Origin of the sequence: Citrobacter sp. BIDMC107, assembly GCF_001037575.1 — a bacterium.
GTDB lineage: Bacteria > Pseudomonadota > Gammaproteobacteria > Enterobacterales > Enterobacteriaceae > Citrobacter > Citrobacter freundii.
In genome coordinates, this window is the sequence record NZ_KQ089848.1 from 3,732,281 (window position 1) to 3,753,905 (window position 21,625).

The window sequence follows — 21,625 nt, forward strand, 5'->3', positions numbered from 1 at the left end:
CCCTTTTTTTATCCCGACGTTTGCTCTGTTGTTCTTTATGGCAATGGAATGACTGCGCGGCGCGCAGCCAGTTGGGGGATGATTATGGCGTCGTGATCACGACTGCAACGCGACGATTTTCAGCACGACCTTTTGATGTCTGGTTGCTGGCAATGGGATATTTCTTCCCGAGTCCCTGAGTCGTCAGGTTGGTGCGGGGAATGTTGGCACCCTGTGCCCAGGCATCGGCAACCACATTCGCGCGTTTGAGTGATAGAGCTTCGTTATAGCTGTCTTCACCGTAGTTATCAGTATGACCGTCCAGGCGAGCATGATTTAGCCCGGTAGCTGCCAGTTTGGATGCCATTTCCTTGATCTGTTTTTCACTTTCAGGACGGAGTTTATAGTCATTTTTATCAAACAGGATGTTATCAGACAGGCCCAGAGACCAGTCTCCTGATGCTTCAGTAAATCCGTATGATTTCATGGCTGCAATTTGCTCTGGGGTAAATTTTCCCTGAGGTGCCTGACAGCCTGCCAGAATCAGTAAAAGCAGAAGAAACGGGGATAATAAACGTTTTAGCATATGTGTAATTCCTTATTTAATAATAGTGCGTTCAGAACGCAAATTTTTGGCCTGATACATATTTTGATCGGCAAGTTCTTGTAATTTCTCGGCAGAGGCATGTTCCCACGTCAGCGCAAAACCGATGCTGAGTGTCATGCTTGCTAAATGACCATTATGCAGGTCAAAAGGTCGGTCAAACTCTTGTGACAGTGCCGCGCAGATCCGCTGAACCTCATATTCAGAATGAACGCTATACAGCACCATCGCGAACTCGTCGCCGCCAAGTCTGTATGGCGAATGTCGATTACCACCAAACTCGGACAGCCTTTTAGCGACTTCAATCAGAACCCGATCCCCCGCAGCGTGGCCCCAGGTATCATTGATAAATTTAAAATTATCACCATCAAGGAATAACAAAGCGGAGCTGCTGTGGGCGGCATCGTCATTCATCAGCGCGTTAATACTGCTACGAAAAGCGGCGCGATTTGCCAGGCCTGTCAGAGGATCATGTAGCGCGGTACGCAAAAGTTGAGCGTTCTTTGCCTGCAGCCGAAGTTGCCACTCCTCCATCTCGTCCAGCAGACTATTAAAGTCCTGGGCAAAAAGATGAAACTCTTCAATGCGTTCCTCGGAAACGCGTCGCGAAAAGTTACGGTTGGTACGTACATCATGTACCACCTCGGTTATATTTTGCAGGGCTTCCACGACGCCATTGTGTAAATAGCGGGTGAGCATTAATGCTATGCCTGATGCCAACAAAATGCACCCGGTAAGAACGGCCAGCGACAAATAGATGAAACGGCTGATAACGCTATCGCGTGCAGTCAATCGTACTTCGCCGATGACGTTGCCATTATGCAAAATAGGCTGAGTGACCGGTTGTGGGAATAGCCAGTGGCTGATCAGTCCGCTGATCTTCTCCGTGGTGTCTTGCGCGTTATAGCGCCAGGTGGCGATCACCTTCTGGTGTTTATTACGAACTTCCGCAACGGAAAATTGCCCTTGCTGGCCCAGTGCCGCCAGTGTTTCAGTTGCTGCAACACTATCAGAAAAGACTAATGCAGCTTCAAGCGTGCGGGTCATGGTCGCGGCAGTCAGATCCAGATTCTTTTGCGCATACTGTCTTAAGGCCAGCACGGAAGAAATGCTGAGCAGCAGCCAGATCAACGTCATCGTCACCAGGACACTGATTATGCTGATACGCCGTAATGTCCGTTTAAACGTCGGGCGTGTTACAGGAGAATGGCCCTTATCCATGCTTATTATTCCGTGCAAGCATCAATACGTCAGGACTGACCCTTACGCCGCTGCGTGAAAGGGAATCCATATTTACGGAAAATCTCACATCTTCATCTTTAATTATGAGGCAAAAGGCGCTGCCAATAACGCATTCGGGATTTTGTTCTGCAATTAATAGCAATGCCTTAGTCGGATATTTATTCTTTAATTCCACCTGATAAGTAGGTGATTCTTTTCCAAAATAAAAACCGTCACATTGCGAAACTAATATTTCTTGTTCCGAACGAATGATGACGGGAAGATAGGGTAATGCCCCAGTACTGGTATCTTCCAGAACACTGGAAAAACGCGATGAAGAGAAAATACACAGTTTGGGTGGCCCGGAAAGTGCAGGCCAGCGTGTATAACTGACGATGCCGGAAACCATAGCACGTACAGATTTTGCTTCTTCTGTAACGCTTTGGGCGTACAGTGGTAACCCGGTCAGGAACAGTGCCAGTAGAAGTATGAGTCGGTAAGAATAGCTCATGAATAGTTACCTACCAGCGTTTGCCGTAAAGCGTCGAAATACATTCAAGATTGTTTAGGACAAAATAACATTATTTTCCTAAGTCGTCATTATTCCAGGGGTAAAGCTGATGATGATTTAAGTTAAATCCTAGTTTGCTATAAAATTTAAGCCATTGTTTAGTTTAATCTTATTGAGGCAGCACCTTCGTTTGCTCCTTTTTTCCAGGCATCGTGTAACTGGTCAATATTTTCGACCGTATCACAACTTGCAGGAAAGGTTTTCCCGGCCAGGCCTCTGGCGTAAACAAAATCTTGCTGGCAGATTTTGCGTTGCCCTTCGGCGTAACCCTTAAGATATTTCGTACGATCGACTTCGGGATCATTGAAGTTGTCGGCAAGAGTTTCATTATCTTTAACGGCATACCCCGAAATGGCATCTTGTATCCCGGCGTCATACCAGTCGGTACCAGTCCAGGTAGGTGCATGGGTGTAGGGATCTATCTGACATCCGCTAAGAAGAAGTAGAAATAAGATGCTGATGAGTTGCTTCATTGCCTGTGCTCCCTTGTTTTTTTAAGCATAGCGGATCTGAAAATTCGGAGGTGTAAATTTAAATGTACGATTATAAGGGTCGTTATTGCCATAAAATAACATAGTGTAAATTAAAATTTACGGATTGTGGATTGAAATCTTTACCTGTTGTGGTATCGTTATTTCCTCCTCGCTGAGGATCAACTATCGCAAACGAGCTAAACAGGATCACCATCATGCAAAAAGACGCGCTGAACAACGTACATATTACCGACGAACAGGTTCTGATGACCCCGGAGCAGCTGAAAGCTGAATTTCCGCTGAGCCAGGAGCAAGAGGCGCAAATCGCCCAGTCGCGTAAAACCATCTCCGATATTATCTCCGGTCGCGATCCGCGCCTGCTGGTCGTATGTGGCCCATGCTCCATTCACGATCCTGAAATGGCTATTGAGTATGCTCGTCGATTTAAAGCCCTTGCCGCAGAGGTCAGCGATAGCCTCTACCTGGTGATGCGCGTCTATTTTGAAAAACCCCGTACCACCGTCGGCTGGAAAGGGTTAATTAACGATCCTCATATGGATGGCTCTTTTGATGTTGAAGCAGGTCTGAAAATTGCGCGTCAGCTGCTGCTTGAACTGGTAAATATGGGACTGCCGCTGGCAACTGAAGCGCTGGATCCAAATAGCCCGCAATACCTGGGCGATCTGTTTAGCTGGTCCGCAATCGGAGCCCGTACCACGGAATCGCAGACACACCGCGAAATGGCTTCTGGTCTTTCGATGCCGGTTGGCTTTAAGAATGGTACCGACGGTAGCCTGGCGACCGCTATTAACGCCATGCGAGCGGCTGCGCAGTCGCACCGATTTGTCGGTATTAACCAGGCCGGGCAGGTTGCACTGTTGCAAACACAAGGGAATCCGGACGGCCACGTGATCCTGCGCGGGGGTAAAGCGCCGAACTACAGCCCGGCAGATGTCGCCCAGTGCGAAAAAGAGATGGAGCAGGCGGGACTACGACCTTCTCTGATGGTAGATTGCAGTCATGGTAATTCCAATAAAGATTACCGCCGTCAGCCTGCCGTGGCTGAATCCGTAATTGCACAAATCAAAGATGGCAATCGCTCGATCATTGGTTTGATGATTGAAAGTAATATTCACGAAGGCAACCAGTCTTCTGAACAGCCGCGCAGCGAAATGAAATACGGCGTGTCCGTAACCGATGCCTGCATTAGCTGGGAAATGACGGATGCGCTGCTGCGTGAAATTAGTCAAGATTTAAACGGTCAGCTGTCGGCGCGTGTAGCATAAGAGGTTGGTTATGGTTGCTGAATTGACCGCATTACGCGATCAAATTGATGAAGTCGACAAGGCGCTGCTGGATTTACTGGCACGCCGCCTGGAGCTGGTTGCCGAAGTTGGTGAAGTAAAAAGCCGTTTTGGGTTGCCGATTTACGTGCCGGAACGGGAAGCCTCTATGCTTGCCTCTCGCCGGGCGGAAGCGGAAGCCCTTGGCGTGCCGCCGGACCTGATTGAAGATGTGCTACGCCGCGTTATGCGTGAGTCCTATTCCAGTGAGAACGACAAAGGGTTTAAAACGCTTTGTCCTTCTCTGCGGCCGGTGGTGATCGTCGGCGGCGGCGGTCAGATGGGGCGTATGTTTGAAAAAATGCTCACCCTGTCAGGTTACCAGGTGCGGATCCTGGAACAGCAGGATTGGGATCGCGCGCCGGAGATCGTCTCTGATGCTGGGATGGTGATCGTCAGTGTGCCGATCCACGTCACCGAGCAGGTGATCGCCAAACTACCGCGTCTGCCGTCTGACTGCATCCTGGTGGATCTGGCTTCAGTGAAAAATGGTCCTTTGCAGGCGATGCTGGCTGCACATGATGGTCCGGTGGTGGGGTTACACCCAATGTTTGGTCCGGACAGCGGCAGCCTGGCAAAGCAGGTCGTCGTCTGGTGTGATGGACGTCAGCCGGAAGCCTATCAGTGGTTTCTGGAACAGATTCAGGTATGGGGTGCACGACTACATCGGATCAGCGCCGTTGAACACGATCAGAACATGGCGTTTATTCAGGCATTGCGTCACTTTGCGACCTTTGCTTACGGTCTGCATTTAGCGGAAGAGAATGTTCAACTGGAGCAGTTGCTGGCGCTCTCTTCGCCGATTTACCGTCTTGAACTGGCGATGGTTGGCCGTCTGTTTGCCCAGGATCCGCAGCTCTATGCCGATATTATTATGTCGTCTGAGAGCAACCTTGCGCTGATCAAACGCTACTACCAACGTTTTGGTGAGGCGATCGGTTTACTGGAGCAGGGCGATAAGCAAGCGTTTATCGACAGTTTCCGTAAGGTGGAGCATTGGTTTGGTGATTATGCGAAACGCTTCCAGAGTGAAAGCCGTACTTTGTTACGCCAGGCGAATGACAGCCGTCCTTAATTAAGACGCAGGATGGCGGCTTCGACTTATCCGGCCTACAAAAATCGCATGAATTGTAGGCCGGATAAGCGTAGTGCCATCCGGCATTGTCAAACGTTAGCTCGGATCGACCGGCACCACGTTCTCACTCGGATAGCATCCCAGTACTTTCATCGAACGTGTAATCTCACCCAGCTCTTTCAATGCTTTTTGCATTTGGGGCGATTCCAGGTTGGCCTGGATATCAAGATAAAACATCTCTTCCCACGGATTGCCGTGAATCGGGCGTGACTCCAGTTTAGTCATAATCAGATTATGGTTACGCAGCACCAGCAATGCTTCTACCAGCGCACCGGCCTGTTGTCCTGTTGCCATCAGCAACGTGGTTTTTGCCGGAACCTGGTCGGATACATTGATTGCTTTACGTGCCAGCACCACGAAGCGGGTGATGTTTTGCGACTGGTTAGCCTCAATATGCTCGAGAACCTGCAAACCATACAGTACGCCTCCGGCTTCGCTCCCCAGGGCTGCCACATGCGGTGAGTTAGCCTGCGCAACTTTTTCCATTGCCGCAGAGGTGCTTTCAGTGTACTCAATCTTCCAGTGCGGGTAGCGATTCAGGAACTTGCTGCACTGCTGGAACGGCTGCGGATGGCTGTATACCGTTTCAATGGTCTCAAGATCCGTAGTGCCGGACACCAGTACACAGTGGTCTATCGTAATGGTCATCTCGCCAACAATAGACAGGCTGGTGTGCTGCAGTAGGTCGTAAACGTCGTTAATCCCACCGGAGCTGGTGTTTTCAATCGGAACCACAGCATAGTCAGCCTGTCCGGTTTCGACCTGATTAAAGATATCGGCAAATTTTGCGCAGCCGCTTTCAATAAATTGTTCAAAATGGCGGGCGGCGTACTGACGTGCTGCCAAATGGGAATATGATCCTTTTGGCCCCAGGAAGGCTACGCGCGCGGAATGTGGGTTAATTTTGTTCAGGTGCTGCTGGAGCAGAGCCTGTTGAGTCAGGACGGAGTCTTCGATTATGAGCTGGAACAGGCGGGTAATGTAGTGAGCATCGAGATGATGTGCTTTGCCCAACTGAATCAGACGGTCCAACAGGTCACGTTCACGGTCGATATCTCGTACCGGACGATGTGAAAGCAGTTTGGCTTTACCAACTTCTACGGCCAGTCCACGTCGCTCAGCCAGCAGGGCCAGTAATTTTTCATCCAGCGTGCTGATCTTATCGCGCAGCGCCAGCAATGGGTTTTCCGATGTCATAGTGTTGCCTTTCTTGTTATCAATAAAAAAGGCCCCCCGTTGTGGGAGGCCTTATTGTTCGTCTTCGCATTCTTTATCACACGACGAAACGCCTCCCATTCAGGGGAAGGTAAAAAAGAATGCGAAGAAGAACGGAACAAGTTTCATGTAATTTTCCTTTGGCTACGTCAGTAAAGTACCCGTACTGTTTTCACCCTGTCAACAAAAAACGCGCCCGAAGGCGCGTTGGCGATACACTCAATGTAAGGGACTACTCTTCTTCTGCTTCGACGAAGTTGGCGTCTTTGACTGAAGTTGTTGCACGACGGGCTTCGCCTTTGTGCTGCACTTTATTGAGCTGCCGTTCCAGCTTGTTGATCAAATCGTTAATTGCGGTGTACATATCCTCGTGTTTTGCGCTGGCGACCAGATGTCCGTTCGGTGTATTGATGGTGGCATCAGCAATGAAACCCTGTGGCTCCTTAGACAGAATGATATGTGGATTAATCAGATGAGTTTGCCATTTTTCAAGTTTGGCGAGACGGTCTGCGACATGCTGGCGAATTGCCGGAGTAATTTCCATTTGTTTACTGGTAATGTTCATTGTCATAAATTTTACCTCTTGTCTTTCCCGTCTTGGTGATTCCAGCATACCGTTCCCAATGTCAAAATGCGTGATGTAAATCACATTTTTTTGTCGCTTTTTGTCAAGAAAACCTTTTTGTGAGGCACCGCAGGAACAGGCGATTTTTTACTTGAGGAATACCTGAAAGCAGGCCATATTTGATGGGATGTGTCGGAGCTAAACCGCTTCAGTTGTAGCGTTAACGGATAAAAAAACGGCAGCCCTTGGGCTGCCGTTTTGCATTCTGAGGCAAATCAGGTATTGCTGCTGTTAGCGGCAATGATTTTCGCTACTTTTTCTGCCTGCGCATTCATCTGCATCTGGCGATAAGCTTTTTCCATTAACGGCAGAGCATCACGTGTTGCCTGAGTATCAGGGTAGTCGCGCAGCATGCCTTCCACACGGTTTACCACGGCAACCCATGCACCGCGGGCAGTGTAGTATTCCGCAACAGAATATTCATACTTCGCCAGACGATCTTTCAGGAACACCAGACGTTTGGTGGCATCAGTGGTGTACTGGCTGTTCGGATAGCCACGTACCAGTTTGGAAAAGTCATTAAACGCAGCTCGGGCGTGTTGGGGATCGCGATCGCTGCGATCAACACCAAAGAATCCTTGCAGTGCGCTATCATCCAACGCCATATTGGTCAGGCCACGCATATACATGACATAATCAATGTTAGGGTGTGTCGGGTTAAGACGGATAAAACGATCGATAGCAGCCTGAGCAAGTGGCAGATCGGCGTTTTTGTAGTAGGCGTAGATGAGATCTAATTGCACCTGCTGAGAATACGGTCCAAATGGATAACGGTTATCCAACGCTTCCAATTGCGTTATTGCCTGTTTCCAGTTACCGTCCTGCAGCTTTTGCTGAGCAGTCGCGTAGATTTCATTTGGCGGATTATCGGGCACCTCTTCCTTTGAACCAGAGCAACCCGCCAAAAACAGGCTCAACGTGGCTGCTGCCACCAGATATTTCATGCGCGTCATGACGTTTTGACTTTCCTCAAAATGTAATACGGGAGATTCTCTGTTCCTGCTCCCGGTTAAGACCAGCTACAATAGCACACTATATTAAACGGCAAAGCCGTAAAACCCAACGTTAAACGAAGAAGCAGTTTATGGCACAACGAGTAGAACTCACCGCAACAGTCTCCGAAAATCAGCTCGGTCAACGCTTAGATCAGGCTTTGGCCGAATTGTTCCCTGATTATTCGCGATCGCGCATAAAAGAATGGATCCTCGACCAGCGCGTGCTGGTAAATGGCAATCTTTGCGATAAACCGAAAGAAAAAGTGTTGGGTGGAGAGCGTGTCTCCATCAATGCAGAAATTGATGAAGAGGTTCGTTTTGAACCTCAGGATATCCCACTGGATATCGTTTATGAAGATGATGATATTCTTGTCATCAACAAACCCCGTGACCTTGTAGTGCATCCGGGCGCCGGAAATCCTGATGGTACGGTATTGAATGCGTTACTGCATTACTACCCGCCAATCGCGGATGTTCCTCGTGCCGGTATCGTACACCGTCTGGATAAAGACACGACCGGATTAATGGTGGTGGCAAAAACGGTTCCGGCACAAACACGTCTGGTTGAGTCATTGCAGCTGCGCGAAATTACCCGTGAGTACGAAGCCGTAGCAATTGGTCACATGACTGCTGGCGGAACCGTTGAGGAACCGATTAGCCGTCACCCGACCAAGCGTACGCACATGGCGGTACACCCAATGGGGAAACCGGCGGTAACGCACTATCGCATTATGGAACACTTCCGTGTGCACACGCGTCTGCGGTTGCGTCTGGAAACCGGACGTACGCACCAGATCCGCGTGCACATGGCACATATCACTCATCCGCTGGTGGGCGATCAGGTCTACGGCGGTCGTCCACGTCCACCGAAAGGCGCTTCTGACGAATTTATCTCCGTACTGCGTAAGTTCGACCGCCAGGCGCTACATGCGACCATGCTGCGTTTGTATCACCCGATTTCCGGTATCGAAATGGAATGGCATGCGCCGATCCCACAAGATATGGTGCAATTGATTGAAGTGATGCGCGCTGATTTCGAAGAACATAAGGATGATATTGCCTGGCTATGAGTAAGCTAATTGTTCCGCAGTGGCCGATACCTCAAGGTGTCGCGGCGTGTAGTTCTACCCGTATTGGCGGAGTCAGTATGCCGCCTTACGATTCGCTGAATCTGGGCGCCCATTGCGGCGATAACCCGGAGCATGTTGAAGAGAACCGCAAACGACTGTTTGCTGCGGGCAATCTGCCGTCAAAGCCGGTCTGGCTGGAGCAGGTCCACGGTAAGGATGTCCTGAAACTGACAGGCGGGCCTTACGCCTCCAAACGCGCAGATGCGTCGTATAGCAACACGCCGGGCACAGTGTGTGCGGTAATGACCGCTGATTGTCTGCCGGTGCTGTTTTGCAATCGCGCCGGGACGGAAGTGGCTGCGGCCCATGCGGGTTGGCGAGGATTATGCGCTGGCGTGCTGGAAGAGACGGTGGCGTGTTTTGCCGACGAACCTGAAAACATTATTGCCTGGCTAGGCCCGGCGATAGGCCCAAACGCCTTTGAAGTGGGAGCAGAAGTTCGCGAGGCATTCATGACGAAAGATCCGCAAGCGGACCTCGCATTTGTACCGCGCGGCGACAAGTATCTGGCGGATATCTACCAGCTTGCCCGTCAGCGGCTGGCAAATGTCGGCGTGGAGAACATCCACGGCGGCGACCGTTGCACCTTTAGTGAAAGTGAGACGTTCTTCTCTTATCGTCGCGACAATACCACGGGTCGTATGGCAAGTTTTATTTGGCTGATATAACCTAAAGAATCAAGACGATCCGGTACGTGTAATTTTCTTTTCACATAATTCAGGTCATTCACCTTGAATAATTGAGGGATGACCTCATTTAATCTCCAGTAGCAATTTTGACCTGTTATGGGAGGAGTTATGCGTCTGGATCGTCTTACCAATAAATTCCAGCTTGCTCTTGCCGATGCCCAGTCACTCGCATTGGGGCACGACAATCAATTCATCGAACCACTTCATCTAATGAGCGCCTTGCTGAATCAGGAAGGGGGATCGGTACGTCCTTTATTAACGTCTGCTGGCATTAATGCTGGCCAGTTACGTACAACCATTGACCAGGCGTTGAGCCGTTTGCCGCAGGTAGAAGGTACCGGCGGTGATGTGCAGCCTTCTCAGGAACTGGTGCGTGTACTGAATCTTTGCGACAAGCTGGCGCAAAAACGTGGGGACAACTTTATTTCGTCAGAACTGTTCGTTCTGGCGGTGCTTGAGTCACGCGGTACGCTGACCGACTTATTAAAATCAGCTGGGGCGACGACCGCCAATATCACTCAGGCAATTGAACAAATGCGTGGAGGTGAAAGCGTGAATGACCAGGGGGCTGAAGACCAACGTCAGGCCTTGAAAAAATATACCGTCGATCTGACTGAACGTGCTGAACAGGGCAAACTCGATCCAGTTATCGGCCGTGATGAAGAAATTCGCCGTACCATTCAGGTGCTGCAACGTCGTACTAAAAATAACCCAGTGTTAATCGGTGAACCCGGTGTCGGTAAAACAGCCATTGTTGAAGGGCTGGCCCAACGCATCATCAATGGTGAAGTGCCGGAGGGCTTAAAAGGCCGTCGTGTACTGGCGCTGGATATGGGCGCGCTGGTGGCTGGGGCCAAATATCGCGGTGAGTTTGAAGAGCGCTTAAAAGGTGTGCTGAACGATCTCTCGAAACAGGAAGGCAACGTCATTCTGTTTATCGACGAATTGCATACCATGGTTGGGGCGGGTAAAGCCGATGGCGCGATGGACGCCGGGAACATGCTGAAACCAGCGCTGGCTCGCGGGGAACTGCACTGCGTAGGTGCCACAACGCTTGATGAATATCGCCAGTACATCGAAAAAGATGCGGCGCTGGAACGTCGTTTCCAGAAAGTGTTTGTGGCTGAACCTTCAGTGGAAGACACCATCGCAATCTTGCGTGGCCTGAAAGAACGTTATGAGCTGCACCATCATGTGCAGATTACTGACCCGGCGATTGTTGCGGCAGCTACGTTGTCTCATCGTTATATTGCCGATCGTCAGTTACCGGATAAAGCTATCGACCTTATTGACGAAGCGGCATCCAGCATTCGTATGCAGATTGACTCCAAGCCGGAGGAACTCGACAGACTCGACCGCCGTATTATCCAGCTCAAACTGGAACAGCAGGCATTAATGAAAGAGTCTGATGAGGCAAGTAAAAAACGTCTCGATATGCTCAACGAAGAGCTGGACGACAAAGAGCGCCAGTATTCTGAGTTAGAGGAAGAGTGGAAAGCTGAAAAAGCCTCCCTCTCGGGAACGCAAACTATCAAGGCTGAGCTGGAGCAGGCAAAAATCGCCATCGAACAGGCGCGCCGCGTTGGCGACCTGGCGCGGATGTCTGAACTGCAGTACGGCAAAATTCCTGAACTGGAAAAACAGCTGGAAGCAGCCACCCAGTCTGAAGGCAAAACCATGCGTCTGCTGCGTAATAAAGTCACGGATGCAGAAATTGCTGAGGTGCTGGCGCGCTGGACCGGGATCCCGGTTGCTCGCATGCTGGAAGGCGAACGGGAAAAACTGTTGCGTATGGAACAGGAGCTGCACAGCCGTGTGATTGGTCAGAACGAAGCGGTGGAAGCCGTTTCTAACGCCATCCGTCGTAGCCGCGCGGGCTTGTCCGATCCGAATCGTCCGATTGGTTCATTCTTGTTCCTTGGTCCAACCGGGGTCGGTAAAACCGAACTGTGCAAAGCGCTGGCAAACTTTATGTTCGACAGTGACGACGCAATGGTGCGTATCGATATGTCCGAGTTTATGGAGAAACACTCGGTGTCTCGCTTGGTTGGGGCACCTCCGGGATATGTCGGTTATGAAGAAGGTGGGTATCTGACGGAAGCAGTACGTCGTCGTCCTTACTCTGTCATCCTGCTGGATGAAGTGGAAAAAGCGCACCCGGATGTGTTCAACATTCTGCTGCAGGTGCTTGACGATGGTCGTCTGACTGACGGACAGGGAAGAACGGTCGACTTCCGTAATACGGTTGTCATCATGACCTCAAACCTGGGGTCTGATCTAATCCAGGAACGCTTTGGTGAGCTGGATTACGGCCACATGAAAGATATGGTGCTGGGCGTCGTGAGCCATAACTTCCGCCCGGAATTCATCAACCGTATAGATGAGGTTGTTGTATTCCATCCGTTGGGTGAGCAGCACATTGCTTCTATTGCTCAGATCCAGCTGCAGCGTCTGTACAAACGTCTGGAAGAGCGTGGCTATGAAATCCATATTTCTGACGAGGCGCTTAAACTGCTGAGTGCGAATGGTTACGATCCGGTGTATGGCGCACGTCCATTGAAACGTGCTATCCAGCAGCAGATCGAAAACCCGCTGGCGCAGCAAATTCTGTCTGGTGAACTGATTCCGGGCAAAACGATTCGTCTGGAAGTGAATGACGATCGCATCGTGGCAGTGCAGTAAGTCACAAAACAACAATAAACGAGCCCTGCGGGGCTCGTTTTTGTTTAAAATTCAGGCGAAAATAGACGTATTGATTGAAAAGTAATCGCTTGATAAGTTTTTTATATTTTTAACTTGTCAGCCCGAAATAACTCCCTATAATGCGCCACCACTGACACGGAACAACGGATTACAAACCGCCGGGTCAGCGGGGTTCCACTGAGAACTCCGGCGAAGAAAGCGAAATTGAATGCTTGACTTCGTAGCGGGATGGCGTAATATGCACACCCCGCGCCGCTGAGAAAAAGCGAAGCGGCACTGCTCTTTAACAATTTATCAGACAATCTGTGTGGGCACTCGAAGATACGGATTCTTAACGTCGCAAGACGAAAAATGAATACCAAGTCTCTGAGTGAACATACGTAATTCATTACGAAGTTTAATTCACGAGCATCAAACTTAAATTGAAGAGTTTGATCATGGCTCAGATTGAACGCTGGCGGCAGGCCTAACACATGCAAGTCGAACGGTAGCACAGAGGAGCTTGCTCCTTGGGTGACGAGTGGCGGACGGGTGAGTAATGTCTGGGAAACTGCCCGATGGAGGGGGATAACTACTGGAAACGGTAGCTAATACCGCATAACGTCGCAAGACCAAAGAGGGGGACCTTCGGGCCTCTTGCCATCGGATGTGCCCAGATGGGATTAGCTAGTAGGTGGGGTAACGGCTCACCTAGGCGACGATCCCTAGCTGGTCTGAGAGGATGACCAGCCACACTGGAACTGAGACACGGTCCAGACTCCTACGGGAGGCAGCAGTGGGGAATATTGCACAATGGGCGCAAGCCTGATGCAGCCATGCCGCGTGTATGAAGAAGGCCTTCGGGTTGTAAAGTACTTTCAGCGAGGAGGAAGGCGTTGTGGTTAATAACCGCAACGATTGACGTTACTCGCAGAAGAAGCACCGGCTAACTCCGTGCCAGCAGCCGCGGTAATACGGAGGGTGCAAGCGTTAATCGGAATTACTGGGCGTAAAGCGCACGCAGGCGGTCTGTCAAGTCGGATGTGAAATCCCCGGGCTCAACCTGGGAACTGCATCCGAAACTGGCAGGCTAGAGTCTTGTAGAGGGGGGTAGAATTCCAGGTGTAGCGGTGAAATGCGTAGAGATCTGGAGGAATACCGGTGGCGAAGGCGGCCCCCTGGACAAAGACTGACGCTCAGGTGCGAAAGCGTGGGGAGCAAACAGGATTAGATACCCTGGTAGTCCACGCCGTAAACGATGTCGACTTGGAGGTTGTGCCCTTGAGGCGTGGCTTCCGGAGCTAACGCGTTAAGTCGACCGCCTGGGGAGTACGGCCGCAAGGTTAAAACTCAAATGAATTGACGGGGGCCCGCACAAGCGGTGGAGCATGTGGTTTAATTCGATGCAACGCGAAGAACCTTACCTACTCTTGACATCCAGAGAACTTAGCAGAGATGCTTTGGTGCCTTCGGGAACTCTGAGACAGGTGCTGCATGGCTGTCGTCAGCTCGTGTTGTGAAATGTTGGGTTAAGTCCCGCAACGAGCGCAACCCTTATCCTTTGTTGCCAGCGGTTCGGCCGGGAACTCAAAGGAGACTGCCAGTGATAAACTGGAGGAAGGTGGGGATGACGTCAAGTCATCATGGCCCTTACGAGTAGGGCTACACACGTGCTACAATGGCATATACAAAGAGAAGCGACCTCGCGAGAGCAAGCGGACCTCATAAAGTATGTCGTAGTCCGGATTGGAGTCTGCAACTCGACTCCATGAAGTCGGAATCGCTAGTAATCGTGGATCAGAATGCCACGGTGAATACGTTCCCGGGCCTTGTACACACCGCCCGTCACACCATGGGAGTGGGTTGCAAAAGAAGTAGGTAGCTTAACCTTCGGGAGGGCGCTTACCACTTTGTGATTCATGACTGGGGTGAAGTCGTAACAAGGTAACCGTAGGGGAACCTGCGGTTGGATCACCTCCTTACCTTAAAGAACCTGCCTTTGTAGTGCTCACACAGATTGTCTGATGAAAAGTAAATAGCAAGGCGTCTTGCGATTGAGACTTATACGTCCCCTTCGTCTAGAGGCCCAGGACACCGCCCTTTCACGGCGGTAACAGGGGTTCGAATCCCCTAGGGGACGCCACTTGCTGGTATGTGTGAGTGAAAGTCGCCGACCTTAATATCTCAAAACTTACCTTCGGGTGACGTTTGAGATATTTGCTCTTTAAAAATCTGGATCAAGCTGAAAATTGAAACGACACACTGTTTCATTTCTCCGTAATAAGAAATGAAAAGCGGTGTGTTCGAGTCTCTCAAATTTTTGCAAGTCGATGATGAATCGAAAGAAACATCTTCGGGTTGTGAGGTTAAGCGACTAAGCGTACACGGTGGATGCCCTGGCAGTCAGAGGCGATGAAGGACGTGCTAATCTGCGATAAGCGTCGGTAAGGTGATATGAACCGTTATAACCGGCGATTTCCGAATGGGGAAACCCAGTGTGATTCGTCACACTATCATTACGTGAATACATAGCGTAATGAAGCGAACCGGGGGAACTGAAACATCTAAGTACCCCGAGGAAAAGAAATCAACCGAGATTCCCCCAGTAGCGGCGAGCGAACGGGGAGCAGCCCAGAGTCTGAATCAGCTTGTGTGTTAGTGGAACGGTCTGGAAAGTCCGACGGTACAGGGTGATAGTCCCGTACACCAAAATGCACAGGTTGTGAACTCGAAGAGTAGGGCGGGACACGTGGTATCCTGTCTGAATATGGGGGGACCATCCTCCAAGGCTAAATACTCCTGACTGACCGATAGTGAACCAGTACCGTGAGGGAAAGGCGAAAAGAACCCCGGCGAGGGGAGTGAAAAAGAACCTGAAACCGTGTACGTACAAGCAGTGGGAGCCTCTTTATGGGGTGACTGCGTACCTTTTGTATAATGGGTCAGCGACTTATATTCTGTAGCAAGGTTAACCGTATAGGGGAGCCGAAGGGAAACCGAGTCTTAACTGGGCGTTAAGTTGCAGGGTATAGACCCGAAACCCGGTGATCTAGCCATGGGCAGGTTGAAGGTTGGGTAACACTAACTGGAGGACCGAACCGACTAATGTTGAAAAATTAGCGGATGACTTGTGGCTGGGGGTGAAAGGCCAATCAAACCGGGAGATAGCTGGTTCTCCCCGAAAGCTATTTAGGTAGCGCCTCGTGAATTCATCTTCGGGGGTAGAGCACTGTTTCGGCTAGGGGGTCATCCCGACTTACCAACCCGATGCAAACTGCGAATACCGAAGAATGTTATCACGGGAGACACACGGCGGGTGCTAACGTCCGTCGTGAAGAGGGAAACAACCCAGACCGCCAGCTAAGGTCCCAAAGTCATGGTTAAGTGGGAAACGATGTGGGAAGGCACAGACAGCCAGGATGTTGGCTTAGAAGCAGCCATCATTTAAAGAAAGCGTAATAGCTCACTGGTCGAGTCGGCCTGCGCGGAAGATGTAACGGGGCTAAACCATGCACCGAAGCTGCGGCAGCGACACTATGTGTTGTTGGGTAGGGGAGCGTTCTGTAAGCCGTTGAAGGTGGCCTGTGAGGGTTGCTGGAGGTATCAGAAGTGCGAATGCTGACATAAGTAACGATAATGCGGGTGAAAAACCCGCACGCCGGAAGACCAAGGGTTCCTGTCCAACGTTAATCGGGGCAGGGTGAGTCGACCCCTAAGGCGAGGCCGAAAGGCGTAGTCGATGGGAAACAGGTTAATATTCCTGTACTTGGTGTTACTGCGAAGGGGGGACGGAGAAGGCTATGTTAGCCGGGCGACGGTTGTCCCGGTTTAAGCATGTAGGCGGAGGTTCCAGGTAAATCCGGTACCTTTTTAACGCTGAGGTGTGATGACGAGGCACTACGGTGCTGAAGTAACAAATGCCCTGCTTCCAGGAAAAGCCTCTAAGCATCAGGTAACACGAAATCGTACCCCAAACCGACACAGGTGGTCAGGTAGAGAATACCAAGGCGCTTGAGAGAACTCGGGTGAAGGAACTAGGCAAAATGGTGCCGTAACTTCGGGAGAAGGCACGCTGATATGTAGGTGAAGTGATTTACTCATGGAGCTGAAATCAGTCGAAGATACCAGCTGGCTGCAACTGTTTATTAAAAACACAGCACTGTGCAAACACGAAAGTGGACGTATACGGTGTGACGCCTGCCCGGTGCCGGAAGGTTAATTGATGGGGTTATCCGTAAGGAGAAGCTCTTGATCGAAGCCCCGGTAAACGGCGGCCGTAACTATAACGGTCCTAAGGTAGCGAAATTCCTTGTCGGGTAAGTTCCGACCTGCACGAATGGCGTAATGATGGCCAGGCTGTCTCCACCCGAGACTCAGTGAAATTGAACTCGCTGTGAAGATGCAGTGTACCCGCGGCAAGACGGAAAGACCCCGTGAACCTTTACTATAGCTTGACACTGAACACTGGTCCTTGATGTGTAGGATAGGTGGGAGGCTTTGAAGTGTGGACGCCAGTCTGCATGGAGCCATCCTTGAAATACCACCCTTTAATGGCTGGTGTTCTAACGTGGACCCGTAATCCGGGTTGCGGACAGTGTCTGGTGGGTAGTTTGACTGGGGCGGTCTCCTCCTAAAGAGTAACGGAGGAGCACGAAGGTTAGCTAATCCTGGTCGGACATCAGGAGGTTAGTGCAAAGGCATAAGCTAGCTTGACTGCGAGAGTGACGGCTCGAGCAGGTGCGAAAGCAGGTCTTAGTGATCCGGTGGTTCTGAATGGAAGGGCCATCGCTCAACGGATAAAAGGTACTCCGGGGATAACAGGCTGATACCGCCCAAGAGTTCATATCGACGGCGGTGTTTGGCACCTCGATGTCGGCTCATCACATCCTGGGGCTGAAGTAGGTCCCAAGGGTATGGCTGTTCGCCATTTAAAGTGGTACGCGAGCTGGGTTTAGAACGTCGTGAGACAGTTCGGTCCCTATCTGCCGTGGGCGCTGGAGAATTGAGGGGGGCTGCTCCTAGTACGAGAGGACCGGAGTGGACGCATCACTGGTGTTCGGGTTGTCATGCCAATGGCATTGCCCGGTAGCTAAATGCGGAAGAGATAAGTGCTGAAAGCATCTAAGCACGAAACTTGCCCCGAGATGAGTTCTCCCTGAGACTATAAGTCTCCTGAAGGAACGTTAAAGACGATGACGTTGATAGGTCGGGTGTGTAAGTGTAGCGATACATTGAGCTAACCGATACTAATGAACCGTGAGGCTTAACCTTACAACGCCGAAGATGTTTTGGCGAAGAGACGACATTCAGCTTGATACAGATAAGATTAACCGGCGAAAAGCGGGTTAATAACAGAATTTGCCTGGCGGCTGTAGCGCGGTGGTCCCACCTGACCCCATGCCGAACTCAGAAGTGAAACGCCGTAGCGCCGATGGTAGTGTGGGGTCTCCCCATGCGAGAGTAGGGAACTGCCAGGCATCAAATAAAGTGAAGAAGCCCATCCTGACGGATGGGCTTTTTTGCGTGTGTGCGGGGTAAAAACCGCCGGGCTGAACGTATTGTGCAGGCCTGATAAGCGCAGCGCATCACGCAATTCCGGCGGCAGATTGCTGGATTCGACGTAACCGCCTTAATCGACTAACAAAAGCACACTGTCTCGATCTACTACACGGATCTCTCCCTCGAACATATCTGAATCCTTTCTCTGCTAATTAAAATCGTGATCTTTCCTGCATAATAATATATAACAATTATATAACATTTAATTCACCAAAAAACACACAACCATCATTGATAAATTCATGCGATCGTTGGCAGGGGTACAATTCTAATGGCTGATAGTAGTGTAACTGAGAACGGGGCGCTGGCAGACGGCGATACCCGCCGTCGTATATGGGCGATTGTCGGAGCATCATCAGGGAATCTGGTCGAATGGTTTGATTTCTATATCTACTCTTTCTGTTCTCTTTATTTTGCTCATATCTTTTTCCCATCAGGAAATACCACCACACAACTCTTACAAACCGCCGGCGTGTTTGCCGCAGGCTTCTTGATGCGACCAATTGGAGGCTGGTTGTTTGGCCGTATTGCGGATAAGCACGGGCGTAAAAAGTCCATGTTGCTGTCCGTTTGTATGATGTGTATGGGATCGTTGGTGATCGCTTGTCTACCGGGATATGAAACTATCGGTACCTGGGCCCCTGCGTTATTACTGCTGGCCAGACTATTCCAGGGGTTATCTGTAGGTGGTGAATACGGAACCAGCGCGACCTATATGAGTGAAGTTGCCGTTGAAGGTAAGAAAGGTTTTTATGCTTCATTCCAGTACGTGACGTTAATCGGCGGACAGTTACTGGCATTGTTGGTTGTGGTCATATTACAGCACACGTTAGAAGACTCTGCGCTCAGAGCGTGGGGGTGGCGTATTCCATTTGCGTTGGGCGCCGTGCTGGCTATTGTTGCGCTATGGCTGCGTCGCCAACTGGATGAAACCTCGAAACAGGACGTTCGCGCGCTGAAAGAAGCGGGTTCCCTGAAAGGTCTGTGGCGTAATCGCAAAGCCTTTGTCATGGTGCTTGGCTTTACCGCCGCGGGTTCGTTGTGTTTTTACACGTTCACAACCTACATGCAGAAATACCTGGTCAATACAGCTGGTATGCATGCCAACGTAGCCAGCGGGATTATGACGGCGGCACTGTGTGTGTTCATGCTGGTTCAACCGCTGTTCGGCGCTTTGTCAGATAAGATTGGTCGGCGTACTTCAATGCTGTGTTTTGGCGCGTTGGCCGCGATTTTCACTGTTCCCATTCTGACAGCATTGCAAAGCGTAACATCCCCGTATATGGCGTTTGCTCTGGTGATGTGTGCCCTGTTAATCGTGAGTTTCTATACGTCAATCAGCGGTATTTTGAAGGCTGAGATGTTCCCGGCGCAGGTGCGCGCTCTGGGAGTTGGCTTATCTTATGCGGTGGCTAATGCCCTGTTTGGTGGCTCAGCTGAATATGTGGCGTTATCCCTGAAGTCTGTCGGTATGGAAACGACATTCTTCTGGTACGTCACCGCGCTGGCAGTTGTCGCGTTTTTAGTATCGCTGATGCTGCATGGGAAGGGGAAAGGTCTGCGCCTCTAGTAATGTGCCAGTTGCCAGACCGCATAGCCGGTAGACGCGCCTGCAACATCCCAGGCGAAGTCCTTCCAGCTCCAGCCGCTCCCTGCGGGACGGCTGTCCCACAGTTCTTTTGACGCGCCCAGGCTGACTGAGAACATCAGGCCGATAGCCGCACTGCGATCGCGGCTGTTGCCCTGATGTTGGGCATATTCATTGCCGGCTGCGGCAAGCATGGCGGAGGCGATGAAGTGTTGAGCTTTGTCTTGCCCACTCCACTGGTCGTTAGCCATGTGGCTGCAGCCAGAAATGGCCAGGATGCTGGTAAGAATGAACAGGCGCACCGTTGCCTCCATATGAAAAACCCCGTCACTGGACGGGGTCTTGATTACAGAATACGGCTAATTAATCTGTCGATACGAATACGGCGTAGTCGACGAATGAGCTTACGCACTTTGACTGGATAGTCAGCAATACTTTGCAGGTCGCGATAGTGCTTAACGACGGTAGTATGCGTACGGATAAGCTCCAGCTCTTTATCGCGCTGGGGAGTCAGCTCTTGCTTAGGATCGTGGATAAGGATGGCGTTTTCCAGATCCAGACGCCAGGCGCGAGGGTTAAGGTTGTTGCCGGTGAGCAGCATCCATTTATCATCAACCCACATACCTTTCAGATGATAGGTGTTGTCATCATCTTTCCATAGGCGTACGACCAGCTGGTCGGTATTCACGTAATACTGCAATCTGCTCAGGAAACGGCGCAGATTTATTTCATACAGATAAGGCAGCGCGCCGATGATCTTGAATGGCTCATCTTCTGGAATGAAAAAGTCGTTGGCGGTTTTATCACCGACAATGATTTCAACCTTTTTCCCTTCACGCAGCAGTTGAATGATATTGCGCACCAGTATGGCGGGCAGGTTGAAATAAGGGGTACAGATTGTGAGTTTGTGCTCCGCGCAGGGCATAAGATGGAAAATGGTCTTATTTAACAGACTGGATTTCCCAAGGCCCACCAGAGGCGTAACCGAAAGCTGTTCGTTATCAGCATCACCCTGAAAATGGAATGACGCATCACGCAGTTCTTGGCGGTACAGGCGGATATCGTTTTTAATTTCCGGGCTTTTAGGTCGGTTGATATCATCAAGGCGGTTAACGCCGCGACCCTTTATCAGGTTCTGCGTAACCCAATCGAACATGATATCGGCCATTTGCGCATTGCGAATCAACTGATAACGGTCATAGCGATATTTATCATGCTGATGCAGGTAAACATCGTTCAGACTGGCCCCGCTGTACAGGACGCTGTCATCGATAATAAAGCCTTTGAAATGCAGGACGCCAAGCGCTTCACGGGTGTTAATCGGAACGCCATAAACAGGAATATCGATACCAGGGTTTTCTTGCGCCATTCGGCAATACCAGTCAGCATTAGTATTGGATGCCGCAGCCCCAATACGACCGCGCTGAGCTCTGTGCCAGTCGACAAGTACCCGGACATCCAGTTCAGGACGCTGCCGTTTTGCCGCATAGAGAGCGTCAAGTATGCCTTTACCACCGTCATCCTGTTCCAGGTACAGCGCAATAATGCAGATCCGTCGCGTCGCGCTGGCTATTTTTTCCAGCAGAGTCTCCCTGAAATTAGCGGGAGCATAAAAGAAATCTACATCATCAACTGACTGAGAAATCTTGGGTAGTTGGGCAAGGTGTTGTTGATGTTTATTACGCTTAAATTTTGACAACATCACAGTGCATTTCTTCTCTGTTCATTGAAGGGTCCTCTGTGCTATGCAGACGACATAAGCGGGCAATGATACCACCAGTACCCATTAATGTGGTCAACATTTCCAGTACCTTAC

16 protein-coding genes, 1 tRNA gene, 3 rRNA genes and 1 other annotated feature are annotated in these 21,625 nt (G+C 50.6%); of the genes, 10 read left to right on the top strand and 10 right to left on the bottom strand.

The window, feature by feature from the left end:
• Window positions 1–82: 82 nt before the first annotated feature.
• The 4 genes from SK39_RS17365 to SK39_RS17380 form a co-directional block, all read right to left on the bottom strand.
• Window positions 83–565 carry an OmpA family protein gene (locus SK39_RS17365; RefSeq protein WP_003839836.1) on the bottom strand — a complete coding sequence of 161 codons (483 nt, stop codon included), beginning with the start codon at window positions 563–565 and terminating at the stop codon, window positions 83–85.
• Between the two features lie 12 nt (window positions 566–577).
• On the bottom strand, window positions 578–1,804 hold the full coding sequence (dgcN, locus tag SK39_RS17370; RefSeq protein WP_003839838.1) for a diguanylate cyclase DgcN/YfiN: 1,227 nt from the start codon (window positions 1,802–1,804) through the stop codon (window positions 578–580).
• A complete protein-coding gene (gene yfiR / locus SK39_RS17375; RefSeq protein ID WP_048217251.1) occupies window positions 1,797–2,315 on the bottom strand; it encodes a regulatory sequestration protein YfiR in 519 nt (172 codons plus the stop codon). The genes dgcN and yfiR overlap by 8 nt, the downstream gene beginning before the upstream one ends.
• Window positions 2,316–2,473: 158 nt before the next feature.
• A complete protein-coding gene (locus SK39_RS17380; protein WP_048217252.1) occupies window positions 2,474–2,848 on the bottom strand; it encodes a DUF2799 domain-containing protein in 375 nt (124 codons plus the stop codon).
• 215 nt (window positions 2,849–3,063) lie between these two features.
• Here SK39_RS17380 and aroF point away from each other — a divergent pair, with 215 nt between their 5' ends.
• Together aroF and tyrA are read left to right on the top strand one after the other, a co-directional pair.
• A complete protein-coding gene (aroF, locus tag SK39_RS17385; protein ID WP_003031241.1) occupies window positions 3,064–4,134 on the top strand; it encodes a 3-deoxy-7-phosphoheptulonate synthase AroF in 1,071 nt (356 codons plus the stop codon).
• Window positions 4,135–4,144: 10 nt separating this feature from the next.
• A complete protein-coding gene (gene tyrA, locus SK39_RS17390; protein ID WP_048217253.1) occupies window positions 4,145–5,266 on the top strand; it encodes a bifunctional chorismate mutase/prephenate dehydrogenase in 1,122 nt (373 codons plus the stop codon).
• Between the two features lie 96 nt (window positions 5,267–5,362).
• On the opposite strand, the gene pheA is transcribed toward tyrA, so the two are convergent.
• From pheA to bamD, 4 genes are all read right to left on the bottom strand, one after another.
• On the bottom strand, window positions 5,363–6,523 hold the full coding sequence (pheA, locus tag SK39_RS17395; RefSeq protein WP_003839850.1) for a bifunctional chorismate mutase/prephenate dehydratase: 1,161 nt from the start codon (window positions 6,521–6,523) through the stop codon (window positions 5,363–5,365).
• 22 nt (window positions 6,524–6,545) lie between these two features.
• Window positions 6,546–6,671: a sequence feature (Phe leader region), on the bottom strand.
• On the bottom strand, window positions 6,623–6,670 hold the full coding sequence (pheL, locus tag SK39_RS27165) for a pheA operon leader peptide PheL (RefSeq protein ID WP_100250063.1): 48 nt from the start codon (window positions 6,668–6,670) through the stop codon (window positions 6,623–6,625). (Overlaps the previous feature by 48 nt.)
• A 102-nt stretch (window positions 6,672–6,773) precedes the next feature.
• The gene (gene raiA / locus SK39_RS17400) at window positions 6,774–7,112 is read right to left on the bottom strand and encodes a ribosome-associated translation inhibitor RaiA (RefSeq protein WP_003031244.1); all 339 of its coding nucleotides are present in this window, start codon (window positions 7,110–7,112) and stop codon (window positions 6,774–6,776) included.
• Between the two features lie 269 nt (window positions 7,113–7,381).
• On the bottom strand, window positions 7,382–8,119 hold the full coding sequence (gene bamD, locus SK39_RS17405; protein ID WP_003031245.1) for an outer membrane protein assembly factor BamD: 738 nt from the start codon (window positions 8,117–8,119) through the stop codon (window positions 7,382–7,384).
• Between the two features lie 131 nt (window positions 8,120–8,250).
• Between bamD and rluD the strand changes: the two genes are divergently transcribed.
• From rluD to SK39_RS17450, 8 genes are all read left to right on the top strand, one after another.
• Window positions 8,251–9,231, top strand: a complete 981-nt coding sequence (rluD, locus tag SK39_RS17410) for a 23S rRNA pseudouridine(1911/1915/1917) synthase RluD (protein WP_003031246.1) — start codon at window positions 8,251–8,253, stop codon at window positions 9,229–9,231.
• On the top strand, window positions 9,228–9,959 hold the full coding sequence (gene yfiH, locus SK39_RS17415; protein WP_003845843.1) for a purine nucleoside phosphorylase YfiH: 732 nt from the start codon (window positions 9,228–9,230) through the stop codon (window positions 9,957–9,959). The genes rluD and yfiH overlap by 4 nt, the downstream gene beginning before the upstream one ends.
• Before the next feature lie 129 nt (window positions 9,960–10,088).
• The gene (gene clpB / locus SK39_RS17420; protein ID WP_003845841.1) at window positions 10,089–12,662 is read left to right on the top strand and encodes an ATP-dependent chaperone ClpB; all 2,574 of its coding nucleotides are present in this window, start codon (window positions 10,089–10,091) and stop codon (window positions 12,660–12,662) included.
• A gap of 440 nt (window positions 12,663–13,102) precedes the next feature.
• A 16S ribosomal RNA gene (locus tag SK39_RS17430) occupies window positions 13,103–14,644 on the top strand.
• 85 nt (window positions 14,645–14,729) lie between these two features.
• Window positions 14,730–14,805, top strand: a tRNA-Glu gene (locus SK39_RS17435).
• A 221-nt stretch (window positions 14,806–15,026) separates the two neighbouring features.
• Window positions 15,027–17,933: ribosomal RNA gene (locus SK39_RS17440) — 23S ribosomal RNA — on the top strand.
• A 90-nt stretch (window positions 17,934–18,023) separates the two neighbouring features.
• Window positions 18,024–18,139: ribosomal RNA gene (rrf, locus tag SK39_RS17445) — 5S ribosomal RNA — on the top strand.
• Together the 16S, 23S and 5S rRNA genes with 1 tRNA gene alongside form the textbook arrangement of a ribosomal RNA operon.
• A gap of 353 nt (window positions 18,140–18,492) precedes the next feature.
• On the top strand, window positions 18,493–19,791 hold the full coding sequence (locus SK39_RS17450; RefSeq protein ID WP_003037551.1) for an MFS transporter: 1,299 nt from the start codon (window positions 18,493–18,495) through the stop codon (window positions 19,789–19,791).
• On the opposite strand, the gene SK39_RS17455 is transcribed toward SK39_RS17450, so the two are convergent.
• Window positions 19,788–20,123: a YfiM family lipoprotein gene (locus SK39_RS17455; protein WP_153687927.1), complete on the bottom strand. Its 336-nt coding sequence runs from the start codon at window positions 20,121–20,123 to the stop codon at window positions 19,788–19,790. The genes SK39_RS17450 and SK39_RS17455 overlap by 4 nt on opposite strands.
• Window positions 20,124–20,155: 32 nt before the next feature.
• A complete protein-coding gene (pssA, locus tag SK39_RS17460) occupies window positions 20,156–21,511 on the bottom strand; it encodes a CDP-diacylglycerol--serine O-phosphatidyltransferase (RefSeq protein ID WP_008319601.1) in 1,356 nt (451 codons plus the stop codon).
• Window positions 21,512–21,625 lie beyond the last annotated feature (114 nt).